This is a genomic window from Marinobacterium aestuariivivens (assembly GCF_042661465.1).
GTDB classification, from domain to species: Bacteria; Pseudomonadota; Gammaproteobacteria; order Pseudomonadales; family Balneatricaceae; genus Marinobacterium_A; species Marinobacterium_A aestuariivivens.
Genome location: NZ_JBHSWE010000001.1, coordinates 5,834,473 through 5,857,772, shown reverse-complemented (window position 1 = coordinate 5,857,772; position 23,300 = coordinate 5,834,473). Strand labels below are relative to the sequence as shown.

Below are 23,300 nucleotides of genomic sequence, written 5' to 3'. Positions count from 1 at the left end.
GAAACAATGGCGAACCTGATACTCGACAACAACATGGCCGTGCCGGACGACGTCTACGCGCTGCTGACCGAACTGCATCGTGACCTGGCACCCGGGCAGAGTGCCGACGTCAACGCCCGGTTGATACTGCTGCTGACGAACCATATCGGCGACTACGATGTGCTGAAAGAGGCGACAGCGATCGCCCGTGAACATTTGCCCCGGGCATCGGAGCTTCGGCAGGCAATCTGATAACTATCAATAATCGACAAAAGGTACTCAACGACATGGCCAAGAAACCCTTTGCGTCCTCCGCGGACCTCGGTGAAAAGACGGAAACCCTCGAAGTGCTGGCAGACGGCGTTTATGCGCTGACGGCCGAAGGCGATCCCAACGTCGGTGCCATCGAGGCCGAAGACTTCATTATCGCCTTCGAGGCCCGCGCCACACCGAAAGCGGCCAGCGACTGGCTGGAGCAGCTGCGCCAGTACACCGGCAAGCCGGTAAAATACCTGGTGCTGTCCCATTACCACGCCGTGCGCGTGCTGGGCGCTGCGGCCTTCGAAGCGCAGAGCATCATCGCCCACGAAAAGACCAGGTTCCTGGTCGAGGAGCGTGGCATGCAGGACTGGGCCAGCGAATACGGCCGCATGCCCCGGCTGTTCCGCGAGCCGGACGGTATCAAGGGCCTGACCCATCCGGATATCGTCTTCAACGATCGGCTGGAAATCCCGCTGGGCGGCGATCGTGGCAGCCTGATCCTCGAATACTGCGGCCGCGGGCACACCGCCGGCGACATCGTCGCCTGGCTGCCGAAGCACAAGATCCTCTTCGCCGGCGACCTGGTGGAGGCGGCGGCTGCCCTCTATACCGGCGATGCCTTCCATTTCGACTGGTCCACCGAGACGCTGGACAAGGTCAAGGCCTACGGGGCCGAGATCCTGATCGGTGGTCGTGGCGCCGTGGCCCGCGGCCGTGACGAGGTTGATGCCGCCATCGAGCAGACCCGCGGCTTCCTCAATGGCATGAAAGAGAAAGTCGGCGAGGTGCACAAGCGTGGCGGTACCCTGAAGGAGGCCTTCGAGGCGACCCGCGACCACCTGGCGCCGAAGTTCGGCATGTGGCCGATCTTCGAGCACTGCCTGCCGTTCGACGTCCAGCGCCTGTGGGACGAGTACAACGGCATCGACTGGCCGCGTATCTGGACTGCCGAACGCGACCAGGAAGTCTGGGATCAGCTGCAGGACTGAAGACTGAATCGTAGGATGGGTTACGCCGCAATATCACCTGATTGTCTGGTGGCACCGGTCCTATTGCGGCGTAACCCATCATGGGCGCCAACGGCACCCTGGTTTCCGGTGGCATAGACGTTGAAGAAGGCACCCCAACCCAGGGCAATCGCACTATCACGAGGCGATAACAAGAACGTCAGGGTCGATGTGGTCGGGCCTGTCTGACACGCCGTGAACTCGTCCCTGAGGGCTTGGCTGCCGCCGTCCTGGCGGCAGACGGTCAGCCAGACCCGACCACATCAGCCTCGGCGAGCCCGGTGCCGGTGCGAAAACTGCTTAATTCCGGTATTTGCAGAAACCGTTGCCATGCTGCCATCCGGCGCTTCGCCCTGAACCTCCTGCGCCAGGCCAAGGGCTCCAAACCCGGGATCAAGAATAAACGGCTGCGTGCTGCCTATGACGACGCCTTCCGGGCCTCGGTGCTGCAGCTGACGCCGCGAGTGCACTGATGGTTCTCGCCGCCGGCATGCCTGGCCATTGTCGGGTAGCGAACCGGGTTCGGTGCGTCTGTCGGTTGGCACCGCGCTGTCGAGGGGGGTACCGCTTCAGGGCGACCGTCTGCCGCCAGGGAGGGCGGCAGCCGAGCGGTCAGGGACGACGTAAAGCGTGTCGCCCGGAAACGGTACCGCCGGCCCGGACTGGCACTCACAGTCGTCAGGTAGTGCGATTGCCCTGCATCCCAACCCCCTCATGGGTTTTGCAGCGCCTGGATAGTGCGGATGCCCAAAAGGGCGTCCTCGCTGCGAATGGTTTTCTTGACCGGGCTCGCGGGGCCGCCTCATCTCTGCCTATCCTTTAAGTCGGATTTGCCAATTGCCGGCCAAGGGATTGCAGTGACCGATGAAGCCCAGGCTCAATACCTTACTCCCTGTTCTCAACTGGCGTGATCGTATCACGCCGGCCAATCTGCGGGCCGATCTCATGGCCAGCGTCACCAATGCCGCCGTGGCGCTGCCGCAGGGTGTCGCCTTCGCGATCATTGCCGGGCTGCCGCCCGAGTACGGACTCTATGCCAGCATGGTGACCGCCTTCGTTGCGGCCTTTTTCGGCTCCTCGATGGTGATGATCTCGGGGCCGACGACGGCGCTCTCGGCGATTCTGTTTGCCTCGCTGGTGAGCCTGGCGGAACCGGGCTCGGCGTACTACATCGAACTGGCGCTGCTGGTGACGCTGCTGGTCGGCGTCTTTCAACTGGCGGCCGGTATCGCCCGGCTGGGCGCCCTGGTGGCCTTTGTCTCCCATTCGGTGATCACCGGCTTCACCGCCGCCGCGGCGCTGCTGATAGCGGTCAGCCAGCTCGGCGTCGCCCTGGGACTCGAGCTTGAAGGGGGGCACGGTATTCGACCGGCTGGCGCGCGTGCTTGCCGCCATCGGCGATACCGAACCGCTGGCAGCAGCCATTGCCGGCACGACGCTGCTGCTGGTGGCCGTGCTGCAAACGCGCTATCGCCGCTTGCCGGGCTTTCTGATTGCGCTGGTGGCCGGCAGCCTGCTGGGATGGGCGCTGGACGCGGGCGAGCGGGGTGTCGGCATGATCGGAACCCTGCCGTCGGTGTTCCCGGTGTTTCATCTGCCCGACGTTTCGGCCGGCGATGTCCGGGTGCTGGCGCCGGGGGCGGCGGCCATCGCCCTGGTGGGGCTGCTGGAAGCGATTTCGATCGGCCGGGCCTTCGCGTTGCGCCGGGGCGAGCGTTTCGATGCCAATCAGGAGATTATCGGACAGGGGTTGTCCAACCTCGGCGGCGGTTTCTTTCAGTGCTACGTCGGTTCCGGTTCCTTTACCAAGTCCGGGGTCAATGCCGAAGCCGGTGCCCGAACGCCGCTGGCGACGATGCTCTCCTGTATATTGCTGGCGCTGATCCTGCTGCTGGTGGCACCGCTGGTGGCCTATATCCCGACCCCGGCCATTGCCGGCCTGATTCTCTACGTCGCCTGGCGTTTGATCGATTTTCGCGAGTTCGGACGGGTGTTCCGGAGCAGCCGGCCCGAGACGATGATCCTGCTGCTGACCCTGACCGCCGGACTGTTGATCAAGCTGGACTTCTCGATTTATGTGGGTGTGATCGCCTCTTTTGCGGTTTTCATTTTCAACAGCTCGCGGGCGGTACTGAGAGCCACCGCGCCGACACCGGGTCGCGCCGGCCGCCGCTACTTTCGCAACGCCGAACGGCACAACCTGACCGAGTGCCCGCAGATGCTGGTGGTGCGTCTGGACGGACCGCTGTTTTTCGGCTCGGTCGACTATGTCGAGCAGCAGTTTCGCCTGCTCGAGCTGACCAAGCCGGACCAGAAACACATCGTCTTCTATCTCAAGGGCATGGGGACCATGGATCTGGCCGGCGCCGACCTGCTGCGGCACGAGATCCGCGCGGCCCGGGCGCGGGGCGGCTCCTTCCGTATCGCACTGGCGCTGCCGCTGCTGGAGCAACTGCGGCGCTTTCATGTGGTCGACGAACTTGGCGAGGAGAATATCTACATCTCCAAGGCCGAAGCGCTGGAGGATGCCATCTACGGGCTCGATTACGGAATCTGCGCCCACTGCACCAAGAGGATCTGGCTCGAGTGCGAGAACCTGCCGGGCGCCGGCCTGATCGCCAGTGATCGGGAAGGGGTGTCTGAAGACGCCGAGGCCCCTTGACGGCCATCGGCTATGCTTGATCGGGGGCGGTCGCGGTTTGGTCCCGCTGGCCAGGCGTCAACCGGAGGGAGCCGCAATGACAAGGCGTTCCAATAGCAACAAAGGCGGTCTGAGCAGGTTTCTCAAGCAGGGTATAAGTCTGGATGGCCGCCTCGGTTTTCTGCTGAACCGGGTGCGGGAGCGGCTCTGGGTGAAGCCGCTGGCGATCTGTCTGCTGTCGATCCTGGTGGTCTTTCTGGCCGGCCTCTTCGAAGCACTGGATCCGGCCGGTGCGCTGCCGGAGATCAGCCTGGCGTCGATCGAAAAGCTGTTGACCGTCATGTCATCCAGCATGCTGGTGATGGCCGTACTGGCCGTGGGGGCCATGCTGTCGGCCTATACCTCGGCGAGCAATGGTGCAACGCCGCGCGCGTTCGCCGTCGTCGTCGCCGACGATGTTTCCCAGAATGCGCTCTCGACCTTCATCGGCGCTTTCATCTTCAGCACCATCGCCCTGGTCGCGCTGCTCAACGACTATTACGACCGGGTCGGGCGACTGGCGCTTTTCCTGCTGACGATAGCGGTCTTTGCCGTCGTGATTCTCAGTTTCGTGCGCTGGGTCGACCGTATCGCCCGGCTGGGGCGCATGGGCGAGACCATCGACAAGGTCGAGGCGGCCGCGGGCAAGGCGTTGCGCCGGCGGCGCCGACACCCGACGCTGGGGGCGCGCGAGGCCGGTGGGCCGCCTGACGGCGTGGCGGTCCAGGCGCCCGATGTCGGCTATGTTCAGCATATCGATGTGGCGGCATTGCAGCTGTTCGCCGAAGATCATGACCTGCTTATCCGTGTCGTCGCGCTGCCCGGTACCTTCGTATCCCGGGAGCGGCCCTGGCGCTGATATCGGGAAAGCAGGGCCGCGCGCTCGCGCAGGAGAGCCTGGGCGCTGTGGGGCAGGCCTTCGTCATCGGCGGGAAAAGAACCTTCGATGACGATCCCCGTTTCGGGCTGGTGGTGTTGTCGGAGATCGCCAGCCGGGCGCTGTCGCCCGCGGTCAACGATCCGGGAACGGCGATCGATGTCATTGGCACCCTGGTGCGGCTCTTTACACTCTGGTGCGAAGAACCGGAAGAGGCGCCTACGGTCGAGTTCGACCGAGTCGAAATCCCGCCGCTGCAGCTGGAGGACATGTTCGACGACGCCTTCAGCGCCCTGGCCCGGGACGGTGCCCAGACGGTGGAGGTCTGTATTCGACTGCAAAAGGGGCTGCGTTCGCTGTTCATGCTGCCCGACAGAGATATGGCCCAGGCGGCACTGTCCCATGCGCAGCTGGCATTGCGACATGCGGAGCAGGCGCTGAGGCTGCCCGAGGAGGTCGAGGCCGTCCGAACCCTGACGGCCTGGGCGGAGGTGGCGGGGTTGCAGCGACCCGGGAACGGCCGGCCATGACCCGGTCTTAGAACGATCCGGCCTGGCGCGCCCCGAACCTTTTCAACGCCTCAGGCGAGGCCGTGGATCTCCTTCCAGTTGCCCGGATAGACGACATAGAAGATTGAGGCGTGCTCGCCTTCGTATTTCAGCTCGGTACCTTCCGGAATCCAGATAATGTCGCCGGGCTGGCCTTCGTGCACGCCATCCTTCGTGACCAGGCGAAAAACGCCATCGATAACATAGACGACTTCGTCATAGAGCACGGTCCAGGCGATGGAGCAGGCATCGAAACAGGCGACGCCGGCAGGATGGCGCCACCTGCGCGACCTTGGCACAATCGACGATCGGCGAAGTCTTTCACTCGAGCCTGGAAGTGGAGCGTGAAACCGGTCCGGTGCTTCAGCTTTCCAGCGCCATCAGGCTCTTCAGCGGGTGGTAGTCGCCCTGCATCCGGTCCGCCTGGGCGCAGGTGGCCTCCTGGATCTCCAGCAGGTGGCTGGAGATATTGTCCAGCGCGGCGTCGAGGTCGCGGGCTTCGATCAGGTCCAGCAGGGCGTCGTGCTCGTTGCCGCGGCAGGTTTTCGGTCGGTCGCCGCCGAGGGTGGCGACGAACAGCGAGGTGCGCTCGGTGAGGTTGTTGAACCAGGCCATCAGCGCCTGGTTGTCGACCGACTGCGCCAGCTTCAGGTGGAACTCGCCCAGCAGCTTGATGAGCTGGGCGTAGTTTTCCTCGTCGGCGGCCTGCTTTTCCCGGGCGGTATGGGCCCGCAGCGGCGCCAGCAACTGCGGCGACGCCCGTTTACAGAGTTCCGCCACCACGCCCATCTCCACCAGCCGGCGCGCATTGAACAGCGCCTCGATCTCCTGGCGGTTCGGCAGGCTGACCCAGGCGCCCCGGTTGGGGTAGAGCGTAACGACGCCGGTGCCCGCGAGCAGCTGCAGTGCGCTGCGGACGGTGGTGCGGCTGACACCGTAGAGTTTGGCCAGATCGGCTTCGCCGAGCTTCATGCCCGGCGCGAAGCGGTGCTCGACGATGGCCTGGTGAATCTGGCTGGCCACGCGCTCCATCATGACCCCGGAGGTGGCTTTCGGCATGCGGTCTCCTGGTACTTCCTTCTTCCCGGACAGTTAATAACACATTTTTTCCTGCGCATCCTTGCATCCCTGAAAAACTCGTCCAATATAAATTGCATGCAATATTTGCATGCAAAAAAGAACAAGAAGGAGCCGGGATGAATCTACCCAACTGCGCCGTCAACATCCGCCGCGTCAGCAAGCGCTTCACGCAGGATCCCGCTCTGCCCCCGTGCTGGACGCCGTGTCACTGGTCATCGAGAACAACGAATTCTTCACCCTGCTGGGTCCCTCCGGCTGCGGCAAGACCACGCTGCTGCGGGCGATCGCGGGCTTCGAGCAGGTCGATGGTGGCGAGATCCGCATCGGCGGCCGGCGGATGAACGAGCTGCCGCCCTATGCCCGCAACATCAATACCGTGTTCCAGAGCTACGCGCTCTTCCCGCACATGACGGTCGAGGAGAACATCGGCTTCGGGCTGGAGATGAAGGGCGTCGACGGCGACGCCCGCAGGGCGCGGGTACGGGAGATGCTGGCGCTGGTGAAGCTAGAGCAACTGGCCCGGCGCCGGCCGGCGGAACTGTCGGGCGGGCAGCAGCAGCGGGTCGCGCTGGCGCGGGCGCTGGCGCCGAAACCCGAGGTGCTGCTGCTGGACGAACCGCTGTCCGCGCTGGACCTGAAGCTGCGCAAGGAGATGCAGGTCGAGCTCAAGCGCGTGCAGCAGGAGGCGGGCATCACCTTCATCTTCGTGACCCACGACCAGGAGGAGGCCCTGACGCTGTCGGACCGGATCGCGGTGATGTCGGCCGGGCACATCCTGCAGGTGGGGACACCGACCGAGATCTACGAGCGCCCGCGCCGCCGCTTCGTCGCGGATTTCATCGGCGACATCAACCTGCTGGCCGGCGCGCTGGAGCAGGGCGCGAACGGAGATGCGCTGTTCCGGTCCGACGAGATGCAGATCCGGATTCCCTGCGAACTGGCCGACCGGGTGGTGCCGGGGCGGCGTCACCTGGCGATCCGGCCCGAGAATATCCGCCGTGTCGCCCCCGGGGAGGCGCACCAGCTGCAGGCCCGGGTCGAGAACATCCTCTATCTCGGCACCGCCACCCTGTACCAGTGCCGCACCGGCAACGGTACCCGCATCCAGGTGCGGGAGGGTGGCAGTCTCGCGGGACCCGCCGTCGGCGATCCGGTGGCGCTGTCGCTGCCGCCGCAGGCCTGTCTGCTACTGGAGGGCTGATATGCGCCACTGCCTGGAAAATCCGTTGCAGCGCCGGCTGATGCTGCTGCTCCCCGTCGCCTGCTCGCTGGTGCTGCTGATCTTCGTGCCGCTGGCCATCATGGGCTACATCAGCCTGTTGCCCCGCAATACCTTCGGCGGCGTCGATTGGCACGCCGCGATGCAGTGGGACAGCTACCGTCTGCTGTTCATGGAGCAGGACTTCGACAACAACTGGGAAATCAACTGGTCCTACCTGCAGACGCTGTGGCGCTCGCTGGCGCAGGCCGGCGTCACCACCCTGGTCTGCTTCCTGTTCGGTTTCCCGATTGCGCTCTGGATGGTGAGCCTGCCGGAACGCCAGCGCAACCTGATGGTGCTGCTGATCACCATACCGTTCTGGACCAATCTGCTGATCCGCAACTACGCCTGGCTGATCATCCTGCGGGAGAACGGCTGGCTGTCGCAGACGCTCAACGGCCTGCTGCCCGAGGGCATGTCGGTGACGCTGCTGTACAACGACTTCGCCGTCGCCGTCGGCCTGATCTACTCCTTCCTGCCGTTCATGGTGCTGCCGGTCTATTCCTGCCTCGAGAAGCTGGACTGGCGCCTGGTGGAGGCCGCCTACGACCTCGGCGCCACGCGCTGGCAGGCGCTGCGGCGGGTGATCCTGCCGCTGTCGCTGCCGGGGGTGGTGGCCGGTTCGCTGCTGGTGTTCGTGCCCAGCATCGGCGCCTTCATCACGCCGGCGCTGCTCGGCGGCGGCAAGACGATGATGATCGGCAACCTGATCCAGGAACAGTTCGGTCCGGCGCGCAACTGGCCGCTGGGCAGCTCGCTGTCCTTCCTGCTGCTCGCGCTGATGCTGCTGGCGATCCTGGCCTACGTCCTCTACGGCAAGCGCCTGTCCCGTCGAACCGCCCCGGGAGTCCCGTCATGATCGCTTCATCGCTCAAGAAACTGCCGTTCACCCGGGAAATCAGCCTGGCGATGCTGGCCTACATGTACCTGCCGGTGCTGGTGCTGGTGGCCTACAGCTTCAACGCCAACCGGACCGCGACGGTCTGGACCGAGTTCTCCGTCGCCTGGTACGGGCGCATCCTGACGAACGCGTCGATCCAGGCGGCGGCGGTCAACACCCTGATCGTCGGTACCATCGCGACCCTCTGCGCCACCCTGATCGCGCTGCTGGCGGCGCTGGCCACCAGTCGCGCCTTCCGCGGGCTCAAGTTGGTGGAGGCGGGCATCAGCCTGCCGCTGCTGCTGCCGGAGATCGTCATCGCGGTGGCGACGCTGCTGCTGTTCATGGCGCTGCAGGTGGAGCTCGGGCTGGTCACGGTGACGGTGGCCCATATCGGCTTCTGCATCCCCTTCGCCTACCTGCCGATCCGGGCGCGCCTCAACAACATGGACCAGCACCTGCTGGAGGCGGCGCAGGACCTTTACGCCGACCGCTACCGCACCTTCCGTCGCGTGACGCTGCCGCTGCTCTGGCCCGGCGTGCTGTCCGGGGCGGTGCTGGCGTTCGTCGTCAGCCTCGACAACTTCATCATGACCTTCTTCGTCTCGGGCCCCGGCGCCACCACGCTGCCGGTGTACATCTTCTCGGCGATCCGCGCCGGGGTGACGCCGGAGATCAATGCCATTTCGACCCTGATGCTGGTGCTGTCCGTCGTCCTGGTCGTCGTTTCCTACCGCCTCGGGCAAAGCGGCAAAATGGCCCGGCAGCGCTGATCGAACAACAACAAAGGGAAAAACCATGACTGGAACCGCATTGAAGAAAAGCATCCTGGGACTGGCACTGGCGGCGACCGTCGCCGGCAACGCCGCCGCCGAGGAGGCGAAGGAGCTCTATTTCTACAACTGGACCGACTACTACCCGGTGGAGCTGCTCGACAAGTTCGAGCAGGAGACCGGCATCAAGGTGACGCTGGACGGCTACGACAGCAGCGAAACCCTGCTGGCCAAGCTGCAGGCCGGCGGCGCCAAGTACGACGTCATCATCGCCACGCACTCGATCATGGGCACGCTGATCGGGCAGCAGTTCCTGCAGCCGATCGATGCGCCCCGGATGGTGAACTTCGAGTACGTGAAGCCGGCGTTCCGCGATCCCTCCTTCGACCCGGGCCGCCGGTACACGGCGCCCTACCTCTGGGGTACCACCGGCTTCGCCTACGACAGCAGCAAGGTGCCGGGCGGCGAACTGGAAGAGTCCTGGAAGGAGTTCTTCGAGCCGCGGCCGGAGCTCAGCGGCCAGATCGCCGCGCTCGACACCTCCAGCACCCTGATCACCGCGGCGGCGCACTACCTGGGCGTGGACCAGTGCACCGAGGACCCCCAGGACGCCAAGAAGATCCTGGCGCTGCTGGAGCAGCAGAAGCCGCACCTGAAGCTGTACAGCTCGGACGGCACCGTCGACCGGCTGGCGTCGGGCGAGGTGGCCATGGCACAGAACTGGAACGGCTCCACCGCCAGGGCCACGTCGCAGCGCGACAGCCTGCGTTACGTCTATCCGAAGGAGGGGCTGGCGATGTTCCAGGACAACTTCGCCGTGCCGGCGCAGGCGCCCCATCCGGAGAACGCCCGCGTCTTTATCAACTGGATGATGGCGCCGGAAAACGCCGCCGCGGTCTCGAACGCCATCGCCTATTCCAACGGCATCGAAAGCGACGCCTTCCTCGACGACAAGTGGAAGAAGATGAATGCCATCAACATGCCGTCGGAATTCCAGGACCGGCTGCGGCTGGAAAAGGAGTGCAGCAACGAGGCCCGGGCGCTGCAGGACAAGATCTGGACCAAACTGAAAGGCTGAACCCCGGGGCCGCCGCCGGGCGGCCCCGTCATCGAAGGAGAACCCATGACCGAGACCCTCTGGTTGCGCAACGTCCGCCCCCGTGGCGGAGACGCCGAGGACATCCGTATCGCCGACGGGTGCATCGCCGAGCGGCGTCCCGCTGCGGCCGGCGATCGCGACGGCGGCTGGATCGACGGCCGCGGCCGGCTGCTGCTGCCGGCGCTGGTGGAGAGCCACGCCCACCTGGACAAAACCCTCTGGGGCCAGCCCTGGCGGTCCAACAGCGCCGGGCCGACCCTGAAGGACTACATCGACAACGAGCGCCGGGTGCTGGCCGGGGTCGAGGCGCCGATCCTGACCCGCGCCGGCGACCTGCTGGAACAGTACATCCGCCGCGGCACCCTGGCGCTGCGCAGCCATGTCGACGTGGCGCCGGATATCGGCCTGAGTCACGTCGAGGGCATGCTGGCGCTGCGCGAACTGTACGCCCTGGGTCGACCTGCAGTTCGTCGCCTTTCCGCAGATGGGCCTGCTGAGCCGCCCCGGGACCCTCGAACTGATGCGCGAGGCGGTCCGGCTCGGCGTCGAAACCGTCGGCGGGCTGGATCCGTGCGGCATCGACGGCGACCCGATCCGCCACCTCGAGGCGATCTTCTCGCTGGCGGCGGAGTTCGACCGCGGCATCGATATCCACCTGCACGACCCCGGCGAACTCGGCATCTGGCAGATCGCCCGCATCGTCGACTTCACCGAACGTTTCGAGCGGCAGGGGCGAGTGATGATCAGCCACGCCTACTGCCTCGGCAGCGTACCCTGGCAGCGGGTCGCGCCGCAGGCCGAGCGCCTTGCCGCCAACGGCATTTCGCTGGCGACCACGGCGCCGGCCGACAGGACGGTGCCGCCGTTCCTGAAACTGTGCGCCGCCGGCGTCAACGTCTGCCTCGGCTGCGACGGCATCCGCGACGCCTGGTCGCCGCTGGGCAACGGCGACATGCTGGAAAAGGCGATGATGCAGGCGTACCGCTTCGACCTTTGCAAGGACGACGAGCTGGTGGCGGCCTTCGACGCGGCGAGTCTCTGCGGTGCCCGGGCGCTGGGGCTGGAGGGCTACGGACTCTACGTCGGCGACCGGGCCGACCTGTTGCTGCTGCCGGCGGAAAACCTGCCCGATGCGGTGGTGAACCGGCCGGCGGCACGGACCCTGCTGCGCGCCGGGCAGGTCATCGTCGAGGACGGCGAACTGCTGCTCGACCCGAGGGCCGGGCGATGAGCGTCACCGGCCTGAGAACCGGCTGGGTGGTGCGCTTTGACGGTCGGCAGCATGTCATGTGGCGTCATGGTGAAGTGGTGTTCGCCGGCGACCTCATCCTGTTCGTCGGCCGCGACTACCCGGGGCCGGTCGACTGCTGGGTCGATTACGACGAGGCGCTGATCGGCCCGGGCTTCATCGATCTCGATGCCCTTGACGACGTTGACTCCACGGTGCTGCCGCCGGAGAAGGGTCCGGTCGAATGGATGGGACGCCTGTGGAGCCAGGAATACCTCGACGTGGGGCCGCGCGATGCCTATAGCCCCGGGCAGGAGCTTTTCAAGTACCGCTACGCCTTCAGCCGGCTGATCCGCAACGGCGTTACCACGGCGATGCCGATCAACTCGATGTTCTACCGGCGCTGGGCCGAGGGCTAGGCGGAGTTCGCCGGCGTTGCGGAGGAGTCGGCGAGCCTTGGCCTGCGCACCTATCTCGGCCCCTACCACATGAGCGGCATGGGCTACCTCGCGCGGGACGGCGGTATGCGGATGTACTGGGACGAGGCCCGGGGGCTGGCCGGGCTCGATGAGGCGATGCCGCTTGTCGACGAACACTGAGGTCCTCCTTGCCTATCGCCATCCCCGCCGGAATCGAAAGGTGATGTAAGTGATGTCCGAGGTCTCCGCCGCAGTCGGCATTCGCGCCAGCAGGTAGCTGGAGTTCCTGGTGCTGCTGGTGTCGTCGGTCGCCATGTCGTACAAATCGGTCTGCCGCCGTCGCGGCACCGGTGGCCTGGTAGGGCCGCAATATGCTCTATTAAAGCGGCGAAGGGGATGAGGACGCTTTGGCTGCTGCAGCTGGCCCGCTAAAGGGGCGCTCGCCGGCTAATGCGTGGCACCCTTCGAGAATGATCCGGTAGAGTGTTGGGCGGGGGAGCCGGATCGGGATCGGCGTGGCTGTAGCTCCAAAAGGGCGTGACGAATGCCTCCGCAGCGCTTGCAGCTGCCTTTCAAGCGAGGCCGTGGATCTCCTTCCAGTTGCCCGGATAGACGGCATAGAAGATCGAGGCGTGCTCGCCTTCGTATTTCAGCTCGGTACCTTCCGGAATCCAGATGATGTCGCCGGGCTGACCTTCGAGCACGCCATCCTTCGTGACCAGGCGAAAAACGCCATCGATGACGTAGACCACCTCGTCGTAGAGCACGGTCCAGTCGATGGAGCAGGCATCGAAATGGGCGACGCCGGCGCCCATCGTCGCGCTCAAGTCGGTCGAAACGGCACGGGCGACGGCGGCTTCGCCGGGCGGGCCGCCGCGGTGCTGGAAGTTGAGGCTGGAGGCGCGGATCAGTTTGGCGGACATCGGCTTTCACTTTTCGATTGAAGGGTAAAGAAAGAGGAAGCCGGCTCGCTTCCCGGGCCAGGCGCTCAGTCTCAGACTTCCGAGCGGCTGGCAAAGCGGGCCATCGCCATGCGCAGCGGCACGCCGATGCGCAGCAGCGGTTTGGGCGGCAGCTTCGACGGTTTGCCGGAAACCTCCAGCATATTGTCGAGCAGCTCGGTTTTCCGGCTGCAGGCCATGTCGGCCAGCATCATGCCGGAGATGGTGCCGCGGGCGGCACCGACGCTCTGGTCGCAGGCGGAGGCGAAGATGCCGTCCTCGAGCTGACCGAAATAGGTTTCGAAGTTGCCGGACAGGCTGCTGGCGCCGCCCCAGGTATACTCGAAGGCGACAGCCCCGAGCTGCGGGTAACGCGCATCGAAGGCTTCGCGGTGGCGGGCGCGCATCGTCGGCAGCAGGTCCTGCGGCGTGTTGTAGTCGTGGGCATAGCGGTACGAGTTGCGGATGATCAGGCGGCGATCCTGGGTCATGCGTACCGTGGTGCCGGCATGGTCGGCCGGCGTCAGGCCCCAGTCGAGTTCGCCGCCATAACGCTTCATCTGCTCGTCGGTCAGCGGTCTGGTCATGCTGGCGAAGGTCATCACCGGCAGGATGCGGTCGCGCAGAAAGCCAAGCTCGGCGGTGAAGATATTGGTGCCCAGCACCAGTTGACGGCACTCGATGCGGGCCTTCGGCGTCTTCAGTACGAAACCGCCGGCGGTGCGGGTGATTTCGGTCACCGGCGTGTGCTCGGCGATGCGGACATTCTCCGGCATGCTGTCGGCCAGGCCGCGCATCAGCGCCGCCGGCTGCATCAGGGCACCGCCCGGGGTGAAGATGGCGGCGCTGTAGAACTCGGTGCCGAAGACATCGCGCAGGCGCTGCGGCGACAGCCGCTCGTACTGCTCGCCGAAGTTTTTCAGCAGCTGCTCGTAATGGTCGAGGAATTTCTCGCCGCGGGCGCCAACGGCGGCCTGGTACTTGCCGGCATGGGACCACTGGCAGTCGATGCCGTAGCGCTCGATCTGGGTCTCCAGGTAGTCGACGGCGGCGCGATTCAGCCGTACCAGCTTGCGCTTGAGTTCGTTGTCGTTGGACTCGAGATCGCGCTTGTGGGGCTGGTCGATGACGAAGCCGGAGTTGCGGCCCGACGCACCCTGGCCGATCTTCAGCGCCTCGATCAGCAGGAAGCGGCCCTCGGGCTGGTTTTCCGCCAGCCGGCGCGCCGCCGCGCAACCGACGAAACCGCCGCCGATGACGACGGCATCGACACGCAGATCCTGCTCCAGCGCCGGGAAATCCGAGACCTTGCCAAGCATCTCGTACCAACCGCAATTGCCATCGTATTGAGGAAGAATCATTGCAACACCCGCTTTGAGAATCGACTTCTGGATGGGGGCCAGGATGGTTCCCCCTTGTCATGATGCGGCGATTATTTCCGATATTTATTAAATTAACTACATTAAATGTCGATTAGTACGAACTATAATTGGCATTATAAGTTGTACTTATGAAAAGGTGCTTCGATGACCGACAGTCGACTGGTCGATACCCAACTGCTCAATACCTTCGTCACCATCGCCGAATCGAGTTCGCTGACCGATGCGGCCAAGCGTCTCGGCGTGACCCAGTCGGCGGTATCGCAGGCGCTGAAACAGCTCGAAGAGCAGATGGGGGCGGAACTGGTGGCGCGCCGCACCAAGCCGGTGCGGCTGACGGCGGCGGGCCTGGTGCTGAAACAGAACGCCGATACCATCATCGGCGAACTGCGGCGCCTCAGCGCCGCCGTGCGCGGTGCTGCCGACAAGGCCCTGGTGCAGTGCCGGCTCGGGCTGATGACTTCCTGCTCCGAGGTGTTCGGTAGCAAGCTGATCGCGAGGTTGAGCCCCTTTATCGAACGGCTGACATTGCGCAGCGGCCTGACGCCGCCGCTGATGCAGGCCTTTCTCGATCGCGATATAGACATCCTGGTGGCCAATGACCCGCTGACCGGCGTCGAAGGACTGGAACGCTTCGAGCTGTTCCGCGACCCTGTACTGCTGGCGGTATCGGATGGACACCTGGGGCCAGGGCCCTTCTCGCTCGAGGCTCTGGCACAGGCGCAGCCGTTGATCCGCTATGGACGCAATACCCATATCGGCGCCTACAGCGAATTGGTGCTGAGGCGAATGCGCATTTTGGCGAACGTACGCTACGAGACCGACGACACCCATACCCTGATGAGCTTCGTCCAGGACGGCCATGGCTGGGGGATGCTTACCGCGCTTTGCCTGGCCCAGGTACTGTATCGCACCGACGGCGTCAGCCTGCTGGAGCTCGACCGCAGTCGGCATGCCCGTACCGTCTACCTGGTGGCGCGGGAGGGAGAAATGGGCGCTATTCCCGGCCAGGTGGCCGACGCGATTCGCCAGATTCTCCATGGCCCGGTGCTTGATGCACTGTCGGCCAAGGCGCGGTGGCTGACGCCCGCGACTTTCGAGCTGAACGAGACTTTCGACCTGAGATAGCGTTTTGGGATAGAGGGATGGTCGCGTATAGCGATGCCTCGCTCCGGGTTTGTTGCTATAGGTAGCGCTCGCGGCAGCTTGGCCAAAGCTGCGCAATACCGGAGTGAGGGACAATGCTCAACAACAAGAACAGCTATCTCAATGACGAAGCCAGGGACCGGCCACTGACCAACCCCGTGACCGACGAGGTGCACCGCGCGGCCCGGGCCTACCGGCTGCAACGGGTACGCGAGCAACTGGTCAAAAACGACTGTGCTGCCGTGCTGCTGTACGACCCCGTCAATATCCGTTATGCCACCGATGCATCCAATATGCAGGTCTGGACCTCTCACAATGCTTCGCGCTATGCGATGGTATTCGCCCAGGGGCCCGTAATCGTCTGGGAGTTCCACAACTGCGAGCACCTGTGCAACCACCTCGAAACCGTCGATGAGGTACGCCTGGCGATCAACTGGGCCTATTTCGGCGCAGGCCCCCGGGTGTCGGAAAAGGCGGCGCAGTGGGCCGGCGAAATCGTCGATCTGCTGAGGCAGCATGGCGGCGGCAACATGCGCCTGGCGGTCGACAAGATGGAGCCCGAAGGCGTGCCCTGCCTGACCGGCCTCGGCGTCGAGCTGCTGCAGGGGCAGCCATTGCTGGAGCAGGCCAGGGCGATCAAGTCGGCCGACGAACTCGAGCTGATCCAGTGGACCATCCAGGTCTGCGAGCGTGGCATCCAGCGCATGCACGACGAACTGAAACCGGGCATGACCGAGAACGAACTCTGGGCCTGGCTGCATTTCGAGAACATCCGTCACGGCGGCGAATGGATCGAAACGCGTCTGCTGGCCTCGGGCCCGCGTACCAACCCCTGGATGCAGGAGAGCAGCGACTGGGTCATGCGTGAGGGCGAACTGCTCGCCTTCGATACCGACCTGATCGGGCCTTACGGTTACTGTGCGGATATCTCCCGGACCTGGACCGTTGGCCATGTACCGCCCACTGGCGAGCAGCGTCGCCTGTATGGCGCCGCCTACGAACAGATCCAGTACAACCTGGAGGTGCTGAAACCGGGCATGAGTTTCCGCGAGTTCAGTGAAAAGTGCTGGCCGATTCCGGAGGCGTTCTACAGGAACCGCTATTGCTGCGTCGCCCATGGCGTCGGCATGGCCGACGAATACCCGGCCATCGCCCATGCCGGCAGGGACTGGGAAAGCGGCGGCTATGACGGCCTGTTCGAGGAGAACATGACCGTCTGCATCGAGAGCTACATCGGTGCCGAGGGCGGCGACGAGGGTGTCAAGCTCGAGCAGCAGGTGCTGATCACCCGCGACGGCTGCGTGCCGCTGTCGACCTGGCCGTTCGAGGAGGACTGGCTCTGATCATCGCCGATGGCGGTTAATGCAGGAGCTCTTCGTCATGCTCGACCAGGTCGAGCAGCCACTGGCGGAACTGGTCGACGCCGGGCTTGCGGCGTACCGGCTCTTCGGTCTCCAGCATGTAGAAGCGGGCGGTGGTGTTGAGTTCGGTCGGGACCGGACGCACCAGCAGGCCGCTGTCGAGGTAGTCGCCCATCAGCTGCTCCCAGCCCAGGGCGACGCCCTGGCCGTTCAGCGCGGCCTGAATCAGCATTGGATAGTTGTTAAGGTTGAGGCGACGTTTCGGTTCGACCTGCCTGACGCCGGCCGCCTGGAACCATTCATTCCAGTTCAGCCAGTCCTCGCTCGAGTCGAGCCAGAGCAGAGTGGTGGCGAAGATATCCTCGGGATGTGCGAGCGGTGCTTGCTTTTCGAGAAATCGCGGGCTGCAGACCGGATAGACGCGTTCCCGGAACAGCGGGGTGGCGGTCATGCCGGCCGGCGGTTTGCGGTAATAGAAGAGGGCGACATCGAATTCGGACGGTCGCACGCCTTTCAGCGAGTCGGTGGCGAGGATGCGCACCTCTATATCGGGGTGGGTATCCTCGAAATCCGGCAGCCGTGGCAGCAGCCACAGCGATGCCATGGCGTTGGAGGTTACCACCGTGATCTGCCTGTTGCCCTGCCACTCCAGGACTTCACCGGTGGCGGAGGCAAGCAGTAGCAGGGACTGCTGCACGTTGTTGAAATAGTCTTCGCCGGTCTGGGTCAGGGCCAGCTGGCGTTTGTCGCGCACGAACAGCGAACGGCCGAGATAGTCCTCGAGATGGCGGATCTGGCGGCTGATGGCACCCTGGGTAACGTTCAGTTCGCTCGCGGCCTGGGTGAAGCTGAGGTGGCGCGCGGCGGCCTCGAAGGCAACCAGACTGTTCAGAGGGGGCAGGGGTTTGATTTTCACGGTGCCTTTGTCTCCATCAGGGCGACCTCTTGTAGTCTTTTACAGGGCAGCTTAGCAACCCGTATCCGAACAACCCAAAAAGCGGGTCCTGCAAAGGAGCAATAAAAGGCCGCCGGTCCAATGGACGGCGGCCTTTTTCCTGGCTCTAGGCCCTGTATCGATAGTCCGTTTAGCGGTCGCCGCTGGCGCGCAGCAGTACCGGCTCGGCGCCCAGGTCGTAGTCCTGTGCCTCGGCCGAAAGGTTTTCAGGCGCCTGTTGCGGATGAGCGGCGCGCAGCGGACGCGGGGTCGTCGGCAGGAATTCTCCACGCAGTGCCTTCATCAGGGACACCGACATCAGCAGCGTCAGTACCGCGATCGGCAGGCCGGCGACGATGGAGGCGGTCTGTACCGCTTTCAGTCCGCCGGCATAGAGCAGGCCGCCGGCGATGAAGGCCTGCATCACGCCCCAGATAACGCGCAGCTGCATCGGTGGTTCCGGGCTACCCCTCGAATTCAGCGTACAGAGCACCAGGGTGCCGGAATCCGCCGAGGTGATGAAGTAGGTCGCCAGCAGCAGCGTCGTGAGAATCGTCAGGATCTGGCCGAACATACCGGAATCCAGCTTCGAGAACAGCGTGAAGATCGCCGACGTGGTCTCCGCCTTGGTCGCGATCAGGATGTCGCCGCCCTTGAACTCGGCCGCGTCGCCGGTGAGGGTGCCGGCCTCCACCTGCTCTTGGTGGGCGATGCGGTCGTTCTGCTCCATCTTCAAAGCGGAGCCGCCAAACACAGACATCCAGACGAAGGTGACCAGGGTCGGTACGATCAGCGCGCCCATGATCAGTTCGCGGATGGTGCGGCCGCGGGAGATGCGGGCGATAAACATGCCGACGAACGGAGACCAGGTCATCCACCAGGGCCAGTAGAAGGCGGTCCACCAGTTCTGCCAGCCGCTGTCGGCCTGGGCGTCGCTCCAGGTACTCAGGGTGATCAGGTTGCTGACATAGTCACCGGTGCTCTCGATCAGGGTGTGCAGGATATAGCGCGTCGGGCCGATCAGCAGCACAGCTACAACCAGCAGGATCGATAACAGCATGTTCCACTCGGACAGCAGGCGGATGCCGCGACCGACGCCCGACAGGACCGAAATGATGGCCAGGAAGCTGATCGCGCCGATCATCAGCAGCTGGTTGCCGATGCTGATTTCGAAACCGAAGACGTTGTTCAGGCCGGTGTTCATCTGTATCACGCCCAGGCCCAGGGACTGGGAGACGCCGAAGGCGGTGATGGCGACGGTCAGGATGTCGACGGTATGGCCGATCGGACCGTAGATCCTGTCGCCGATCAGCGGGTAGAGCACCGAACGCATGGTCAGCGGCAGACCCTTGCGATAGGCGAAGTAGGCCATCACCAGTGCGACGATGATGAAGATCGCCCAGGGATGCAGGCCCCAGTGGAAAAAGGTGATACGCATAGCGGTCTGTGCCGCTTCGTCGCTCAGCCCGGTGGCGGCGAAGGGGTTGCCGGCATAGTGCCACATGGGTTCGGCGACCGACCAGAAGATCAGGCCGATGCCCATGCCGCCGCTGAACAGCATCGCCAGCCAGGAGCGGTAGCTGAATTCGGGTTTTTCATCGTCCTTGCCGAGGCGGATATGCCCGTAGCGGCTGAACATCAGGTAGATCAGCAGGCCCAGTACCCCGGTCACGAGGGACAGGTAGAACCACTTGAAGTTGTTCAGGATGCTGTCGGAAATTTCCTGGAAAAAGGCGCCGGCTTCCTTGGCCATCAGGCCGCAGAAGATCACGAAACCGATGACCAGGATCTTGGAGACGATCGTGACGGTCGGATCGACGCCACGGATAAGGCCGGAATTGTTGCTCATTGGGTTATCCACCTTACTTATTATATTTCGTCATGCCGGGGCCCAGCGGGGCGGGCGATGAAGCGATACCTGTGATCTGCGAAGGGGGTGCAGTGCAGGGAAGCGGGGAGGCCCGCGACGGCGCAATACTGGGAAAAACATTGATCTGGATCAAACGAGTTTTTCGATGGCAGGTCATGAGTATTTGTAATGATTCATCTGGAAGGGGTGACTGGTGTCTGTTTTCAAGGGGATAGAGAGCCTGCTACCGGTGTTCAGGGTGTCGGCAAGTGAAGCGCGCCGCACCATGACATTACTCGTACGGTTCGCATCGCGTACCGTCACCAGCGGGAAGGCAGCTTGGCGCCTTAAGGGTTGATGACGTTTGCGAATGCATATCCGGGCTTGTCTGGCCGGGTTTTCGCAGCGAAAAGTGGCAGATTTCCTCGGGCGGAACTGTAGCTGGCTGCCTCTTCTCCGCCCTGGCATATCGTTAAATAGAGGCTTCAATGGCCTGTTATATGTGGGGCCGCAGGCTTACTCGGCGTTTTACAAGCTGGGCAAGCGGGTGGCGTTGGCCCTCAGGTCGGCAAAATATCCGCCAAAACCAGCGACTTGGCATCCTATGAGTTTTGGTAATGATTTGGCGGCCGAAAAATCGTTTTTCGTGCCGCCGTCCCGCCACTAGTATGCGCCCTAACACAACGCCGGGGCCTTTTGATTGAGCGATATCAAGGTTTCGGCGGCTATGACAACGCAGAGCCTGAATGCAAGGCGGAGAGTGGAGAGAACACCATGACAACAAATTCTCGCTTGATTCCGATGGAAGTCCTGGACGAAGTACGCAAGCCGATCGCGGAAGCCGGCGGCATGCCGAACGCCGTCTATGCCGATCCGGCCGTTTTCGAATTCGAGCGTGACGAAGTGCTGGGCAAAACCTGGGCCGCGATCGGCTATACCAGCGACCTGCCGCGCAACGGTTTCGCCAAGCCCGTCGACTTCATGGGCCTGCCGCTCGCAATCATGCGCAACCGTGACGGCGAATACAACGTTTTCCATAACGTCTGCAGCCATCGCGGCATGATCCTGCTGATCGAGGAGACCGAAGTCGAAGGCATGGTGCGCTGCCCGTACCACTCCTGGACCTACGACCTGAACGGCAACCTCAAGGGCACCCCGCACATCGGCGGTGTCGGCGTTCACAAGGCCGAAGGCTTCGCCTGCGAGAAGCACGGTCTGCGCCAGGTACGCTCCCACGTCTGGATGGGCATGGTGTTCATCAACCTGTCCGGTGACGCGGTCGACTTCGACACCTTCATCGAGCCGCTGGTGCAGCGCTGGAGCGAGTTCTGCGGCAGGGACGGCTGGAACAACCTGCACATCGCGCCGACCGGAAGCCAGATGCAGCTGGAAGTGCAGTGCAACTACAAGCTGGCGATCGAGAACTACTGCGAGGCGTACCACCTGCCGTGGGTGCACCCGAGCCTGAACACCTACTCGCCGCTGGACCAGCACTACAACCTGATCGTCAACGACTACATGTCCGGCCAGGGCAGCTACACCTACAACCTGTCCGACGTCGCCGGCACCCGTCTGCCGCGCTTCGCCGACTGGCCGCAGGACAAGCTGCGTCAGGCCGAGTACGTCTCGCTGTACCCGAACGTACTGCTGGGCATCCAGGCGGATCACTTCTTCGCCATCATCCTGGAGCCGAAGGCCCACAACCGGACGCTGGAAAACCTGCGCCTGTTCTACGTCACCGAAGAGGCCTGTGGCGATGCATACGCCGCCTGCCGCCAGGCGCAGCTGGAAGCCTGGAAGGTGGTCTTCGGTGAAGACGTTTTCGCGGTGGAAGGCATGCAGGCCGGCCGCAAGTCGCCGGGCTTCCAGGGCGGCGTCTTCTCGCCGGTGCTGGACGGGCCGACCCACCACTTCCATACCTGGGTCGCCAACCAGTACGCCGAGTCCGCCAAGTGATTTAACACCCGAGCACCTGAAGCCGCCGCCCGTCGCAAGACGGCGGCCGGCTCATTTTCAGGGCTGATTACTCATTACAACGACGGGTAGCTTTCTATGCTGAACAATACATCCAACCACTGGCTCAATTTCATCGGTGGCGAGTGGGTCGACAGCGAAACCCGCATCGAAGTCCGCGATCCCTCCACCAACGAAGTTTTCGCGACCATCGCCAGCGCTACGCTCGACGACGCCGAGCATGCGGTTGCCGCCGCCCGCGAATGTGTAAAGGAAGGCCTTCTGACCCGCGAGCGCCCGGCCCAGCGTGCCGAGCTGCTGTATCGCGTCGGTGCCGAGATTCGCAAGCTGGTGGAAGAGGGCGCGGTACTGGCCTCGCGCGAGAACGGCAAGTCGATCAACGACGCCCGTGACGAGATCACCGAAGCGGCGCGCTACTTCGAATACTATGCCGGCATGGCCGACAAGATCGAAGGCAAGTCGATCCCGCTGGGCGAGGACTACGTCGATTTCACCAGCTACGAGCCCCAGGGCGTCTCGGTCCAGATCGTACCGTGGAACTTCCCGGTGTCGATCTGCGCCCGCTCGCTGGCGCCGGCGCTGGCGGCCGGCAACGCCGTCATCGTCAAGTCGCCGGAACTATCGCCGCTGGCGGTCACCCTGCTGGCTACCGCCTGCGAACGCGCCGGCCTGCCGAAAGGCGCGCTGAGCGTGCTGGCCGGGCCCGGTCGCGAGATCGGCGCGGCGCTGGTCTCCCACAAGGAAACCAACCAGATCGTCTTCACAGGCTCCGTGCCGACCGGTCGCGCCATCATGCGCGCAGCGGCCGAGAACTCCGTGCCCTGCGTCATGGAACTGGGCGGCAAGTCCGCGGCGGTGGTGTTCCCCGATGCCGACCTCGATCAGCTGATCTCGAGCGTGCGCTGGGGCATCTTCTTCAATGCCGGTCAGGTCTGCTCGGCGATGTCGCGCCTGCTGGTACAGCGCGAAATTTACGACGAAGTCGTTGCCCGCGTCGCGGAACTGGCCACGGGCCTGAGCATCGGTGCCGGCAAGGACAATCCCGACCTCACGCCGGTGGTGTCGATGCAGCAGCGTGACGGCATCCTCGAGATCTGCCGCCAGGCGGTCGAGGACGGTGCGCGCCTGGTCTGCGGCGGCGGCGCCGTCGAAGGCCTGCCGGGTGCCTTCGTGCAGCCGACGGTATTCGCCGACGTCACCCCCGAAATGCGCCTGTTCGGCGACGAGGTGTTCGGACCGGTGATCGCGATCACGCCGTTCGACAGCGAGGAGGAAGCCTGGGAACTGGCCAACGGTACCGACTACGGCCTGGTCGCCGGCGTCTTCACCCAGGACATCAGCCGCGCGATGCGCGCCTCCCGCGCGCTGGATGCCGGTCAGGTGTTCGTCAACGAATGGTTCGCCGGCGGCATCGAAACGCCGTTCGGGGGCAACCGCCTCTCCGGCTACGGCCGCGAAAAAGGCCAGGAAGCCCTGTTCAGCTACGTCCGCACCAAGAATGTCGCGATTCGCGTAAAGGGAGCCTGTCGAACCTAACGTTGATCTACTGCGGTAAAGCTGATTTTGGCCATTTTCAGTGCTCTTTCTCGTTGAATAGAACCACTATTCGCCTCGAAAGAGCCCA

At 64.0% G+C, this 23,300-nt stretch carries 20 protein-coding genes and 2 pseudogenes; 16 read left to right on the top strand and 6 right to left on the bottom strand.

Going from position 1 to position 23,300, the window contains the following annotated elements; translation table 11 throughout:
* Positions 1-6: 6 nt before the first annotated feature.
* The 6 genes and pseudogenes from ACFQDL_RS30785 to ACFQDL_RS30760 all read left to right on the top strand — a co-directional run bounded on the left by ACFQDL_RS30785 (position 7) and on the right by ACFQDL_RS30760 (position 5,334).
* Entirely contained in the window at positions 7-231 is a 225-nt protein-coding gene (locus ACFQDL_RS30785; protein WP_379907242.1) for a DUF2783 domain-containing protein, read from the top strand.
* A 35-nt stretch (positions 232-266) separates the two neighbouring features.
* Entirely contained in the window at positions 267-1,229 is a 963-nt protein-coding gene (locus ACFQDL_RS30780) for an MBL fold metallo-hydrolase (RefSeq protein ID WP_379907241.1), read from the top strand.
* Positions 1,230-1,534: 305 nt separating this feature from the next.
* Positions 1,535-1,720 carry a hypothetical protein gene (locus tag ACFQDL_RS30775; protein WP_379907240.1) on the top strand — a complete coding sequence of 62 codons (186 nt, stop codon included), beginning with the start codon at positions 1,535-1,537 and terminating at the stop codon, positions 1,718-1,720.
* A 391-nt stretch (positions 1,721-2,111) separates the two neighbouring features.
* Positions 2,112-2,531, top strand: a pseudogene (locus ACFQDL_RS30770) (SulP family inorganic anion transporter); the annotation flags it as partial.
* A gap of 61 nt (positions 2,532-2,592) precedes the next feature.
* Positions 2,593-3,909: a SulP family inorganic anion transporter gene (locus tag ACFQDL_RS30765; RefSeq protein WP_379912776.1), complete on the top strand. Its 1,317-nt coding sequence runs from the start codon at positions 2,593-2,595 to the stop codon at positions 3,907-3,909.
* Positions 3,910-3,985: 76 nt separating this feature from the next.
* Positions 3,986-5,334 (top strand): annotated as a pseudogene (locus tag ACFQDL_RS30760) (DUF2254 domain-containing protein).
* Positions 5,335-5,384: 50 nt separating this feature from the next.
* Here the strand turns inward: ACFQDL_RS30760 and ACFQDL_RS30755 are convergent.
* Together ACFQDL_RS30755 and ACFQDL_RS30750 are read right to left on the bottom strand one after the other, a co-directional pair.
* Positions 5,385-5,651: a hypothetical protein gene (locus ACFQDL_RS30755; protein ID WP_379907236.1), complete on the bottom strand. Its 267-nt coding sequence runs from the start codon at positions 5,649-5,651 to the stop codon at positions 5,385-5,387.
* A gap of 64 nt (positions 5,652-5,715) precedes the next feature.
* Positions 5,716-6,411 (bottom strand): GntR family transcriptional regulator, encoded by a 696-nt coding sequence (locus ACFQDL_RS30750; protein ID WP_379907235.1) that lies wholly within the window; start codon positions 6,409-6,411, stop codon positions 5,716-5,718.
* Between the two features lie 211 nt (positions 6,412-6,622).
* Between ACFQDL_RS30750 and ACFQDL_RS30745 the strand changes: the two genes are divergently transcribed.
* From ACFQDL_RS30745 to ACFQDL_RS30720, 6 genes are all read left to right on the top strand, one after another.
* Positions 6,623-7,633 carry an ABC transporter ATP-binding protein gene (locus ACFQDL_RS30745; protein ID WP_379907234.1) on the top strand — a complete coding sequence of 337 codons (1,011 nt, stop codon included), beginning with the start codon at positions 6,623-6,625 and terminating at the stop codon, positions 7,631-7,633.
* A gap of 1 nt (position 7,634) precedes the next feature.
* Entirely contained in the window at positions 7,635-8,552 is a 918-nt protein-coding gene (locus ACFQDL_RS30740) for an ABC transporter permease (protein WP_379907233.1), read from the top strand.
* Entirely contained in the window at positions 8,549-9,346 is a 798-nt protein-coding gene (locus ACFQDL_RS30735; protein WP_379907232.1) for an ABC transporter permease, read from the top strand. The genes ACFQDL_RS30740 and ACFQDL_RS30735 overlap by 4 nt, the downstream gene beginning before the upstream one ends.
* A 25-nt stretch (positions 9,347-9,371) precedes the next feature.
* On the top strand, positions 9,372-10,424 hold the full coding sequence (locus tag ACFQDL_RS30730; RefSeq protein ID WP_379907231.1) for an extracellular solute-binding protein: 1,053 nt from the start codon (positions 9,372-9,374) through the stop codon (positions 10,422-10,424).
* 505 nt (positions 10,425-10,929) lie between these two features.
* The gene (locus ACFQDL_RS30725; RefSeq protein WP_379907229.1) at positions 10,930-11,676 is read left to right on the top strand and encodes an amidohydrolase family protein; all 747 of its coding nucleotides are present in this window, start codon (positions 10,930-10,932) and stop codon (positions 11,674-11,676) included.
* Entirely contained in the window at positions 11,673-12,092 is a 420-nt protein-coding gene (locus tag ACFQDL_RS30720; RefSeq protein WP_379907228.1) for an amidohydrolase family protein, read from the top strand. Before ACFQDL_RS30725 ends, ACFQDL_RS30720 begins: the two co-directional genes overlap by 4 nt.
* Before the next feature lie 572 nt (positions 12,093-12,664).
* Here ACFQDL_RS30720 and ACFQDL_RS30715 read toward each other — a convergent pair.
* Together ACFQDL_RS30715 and ACFQDL_RS30710 are read right to left on the bottom strand one after the other, a co-directional pair.
* Positions 12,665-13,015: an ethanolamine utilization protein EutQ gene (locus tag ACFQDL_RS30715; protein WP_379907227.1), complete on the bottom strand. Its 351-nt coding sequence runs from the start codon at positions 13,013-13,015 to the stop codon at positions 12,665-12,667.
* A 71-nt stretch (positions 13,016-13,086) separates the two neighbouring features.
* Complete coding sequence (locus ACFQDL_RS30710) at positions 13,087-14,394, bottom strand: NAD(P)/FAD-dependent oxidoreductase (protein WP_379912774.1); 1,308 nt, start codon at positions 14,392-14,394, stop codon at positions 13,087-13,089.
* Positions 14,395-14,559: 165 nt separating this feature from the next.
* Between ACFQDL_RS30710 and ACFQDL_RS30705 the strand changes: the two genes are divergently transcribed.
* On the top strand, positions 14,560-15,540 hold the full coding sequence (locus ACFQDL_RS30705) for a LysR family transcriptional regulator (protein ID WP_379907224.1): 981 nt from the start codon (positions 14,560-14,562) through the stop codon (positions 15,538-15,540).
* A gap of 113 nt (positions 15,541-15,653) precedes the next feature.
* Positions 15,654-16,901, top strand: a complete 1,248-nt coding sequence (locus ACFQDL_RS30700) for a M24 family metallopeptidase (RefSeq protein ID WP_379907223.1) — start codon at positions 15,654-15,656, stop codon at positions 16,899-16,901.
* A 16-nt stretch (positions 16,902-16,917) separates the two neighbouring features.
* On the opposite strand, the gene gcvA is transcribed toward ACFQDL_RS30700, so the two are convergent.
* Together gcvA and ACFQDL_RS30690 are read right to left on the bottom strand one after the other, a co-directional pair.
* Positions 16,918-17,835 (bottom strand): transcriptional regulator GcvA, encoded by a 918-nt coding sequence (gene gcvA, locus ACFQDL_RS30695; RefSeq protein ID WP_379907222.1) that lies wholly within the window; start codon positions 17,833-17,835, stop codon positions 16,918-16,920.
* A gap of 169 nt (positions 17,836-18,004) precedes the next feature.
* Entirely contained in the window at positions 18,005-19,702 is a 1,698-nt protein-coding gene (locus tag ACFQDL_RS30690; RefSeq protein WP_379907221.1) for a BCCT family transporter, read from the bottom strand.
* 774 nt (positions 19,703-20,476) lie between these two features.
* On the opposite strand from ACFQDL_RS30690, the gene ACFQDL_RS30685 reads away from it, so the two are divergent.
* Together ACFQDL_RS30685 and ACFQDL_RS30680 are read left to right on the top strand one after the other, a co-directional pair.
* Complete coding sequence (locus ACFQDL_RS30685) at positions 20,477-21,658, top strand: aromatic ring-hydroxylating oxygenase subunit alpha (RefSeq protein WP_379907220.1); 1,182 nt, start codon at positions 20,477-20,479, stop codon at positions 21,656-21,658.
* A 96-nt stretch (positions 21,659-21,754) separates the two neighbouring features.
* On the top strand, positions 21,755-23,212 hold the full coding sequence (locus ACFQDL_RS30680) for an aldehyde dehydrogenase family protein (protein ID WP_379912772.1): 1,458 nt from the start codon (positions 21,755-21,757) through the stop codon (positions 23,210-23,212).
* Positions 23,213-23,300 lie beyond the last annotated feature (88 nt).

What these genes read in the sequence shown, in the direction of transcription:
- ACFQDL_RS30785 (WP_379907242.1), top strand. Translation starts at nt 7, where the DNA reads ATGGCGAACCTGATACTCGACAACAACATGGCCGTGCCGGACGACGTC.
- ACFQDL_RS30780 (WP_379907241.1), top strand. Translation starts at nt 267, where the DNA reads ATGGCCAAGAAACCCTTTGCGTCCTCCGCGGACCTCGGTGAAAAGACG.
- ACFQDL_RS30750 (WP_379907235.1), bottom strand. Translation starts at nt 6,411, where the DNA reads ATGCCGAAAGCCACCTCCGGGGTCATGATGGAGCGCGTGGCCAGCCAG.
- ACFQDL_RS30740 (WP_379907233.1), top strand. Translation starts at nt 7,635, where the DNA reads ATGCGCCACTGCCTGGAAAATCCGTTGCAGCGCCGGCTGATGCTGCTG.
- ACFQDL_RS30735 (WP_379907232.1), top strand. Translation starts at nt 8,549, where the DNA reads ATGATCGCTTCATCGCTCAAGAAACTGCCGTTCACCCGGGAAATCAGC.
- ACFQDL_RS30730 (WP_379907231.1), top strand. Translation starts at nt 9,372, where the DNA reads ATGACTGGAACCGCATTGAAGAAAAGCATCCTGGGACTGGCACTGGCG.
- ACFQDL_RS30725 (WP_379907229.1), top strand. Translation starts at nt 10,930, where the DNA reads ATGGGCCTGCTGAGCCGCCCCGGGACCCTCGAACTGATGCGCGAGGCG.
- ACFQDL_RS30720 (WP_379907228.1), top strand. Translation starts at nt 11,673, where the DNA reads ATGAGCGTCACCGGCCTGAGAACCGGCTGGGTGGTGCGCTTTGACGGT.
- ACFQDL_RS30715 (WP_379907227.1), bottom strand. Translation starts at nt 13,015, where the DNA reads ATGTCCGCCAAACTGATCCGCGCCTCCAGCCTCAACTTCCAGCACCGC.
- ACFQDL_RS30710 (WP_379912774.1), bottom strand. Translation starts at nt 14,394, where the DNA reads ATGATTCTTCCTCAATACGATGGCAATTGCGGTTGGTACGAGATGCTT.
- ACFQDL_RS30705 (WP_379907224.1), top strand. Translation starts at nt 14,560, where the DNA reads ATGACCGACAGTCGACTGGTCGATACCCAACTGCTCAATACCTTCGTC.
- ACFQDL_RS30700 (WP_379907223.1), top strand. Translation starts at nt 15,654, where the DNA reads ATGCTCAACAACAAGAACAGCTATCTCAATGACGAAGCCAGGGACCGG.
- ACFQDL_RS30690 (WP_379907221.1), bottom strand. Translation starts at nt 19,702, where the DNA reads ATGAGCAACAATTCCGGCCTTATCCGTGGCGTCGATCCGACCGTCACG.
- ACFQDL_RS30685 (WP_379907220.1), top strand. Translation starts at nt 20,477, where the DNA reads ATGACAACAAATTCTCGCTTGATTCCGATGGAAGTCCTGGACGAAGTA.
- ACFQDL_RS30680 (WP_379912772.1), top strand. Translation starts at nt 21,755, where the DNA reads ATGCTGAACAATACATCCAACCACTGGCTCAATTTCATCGGTGGCGAG.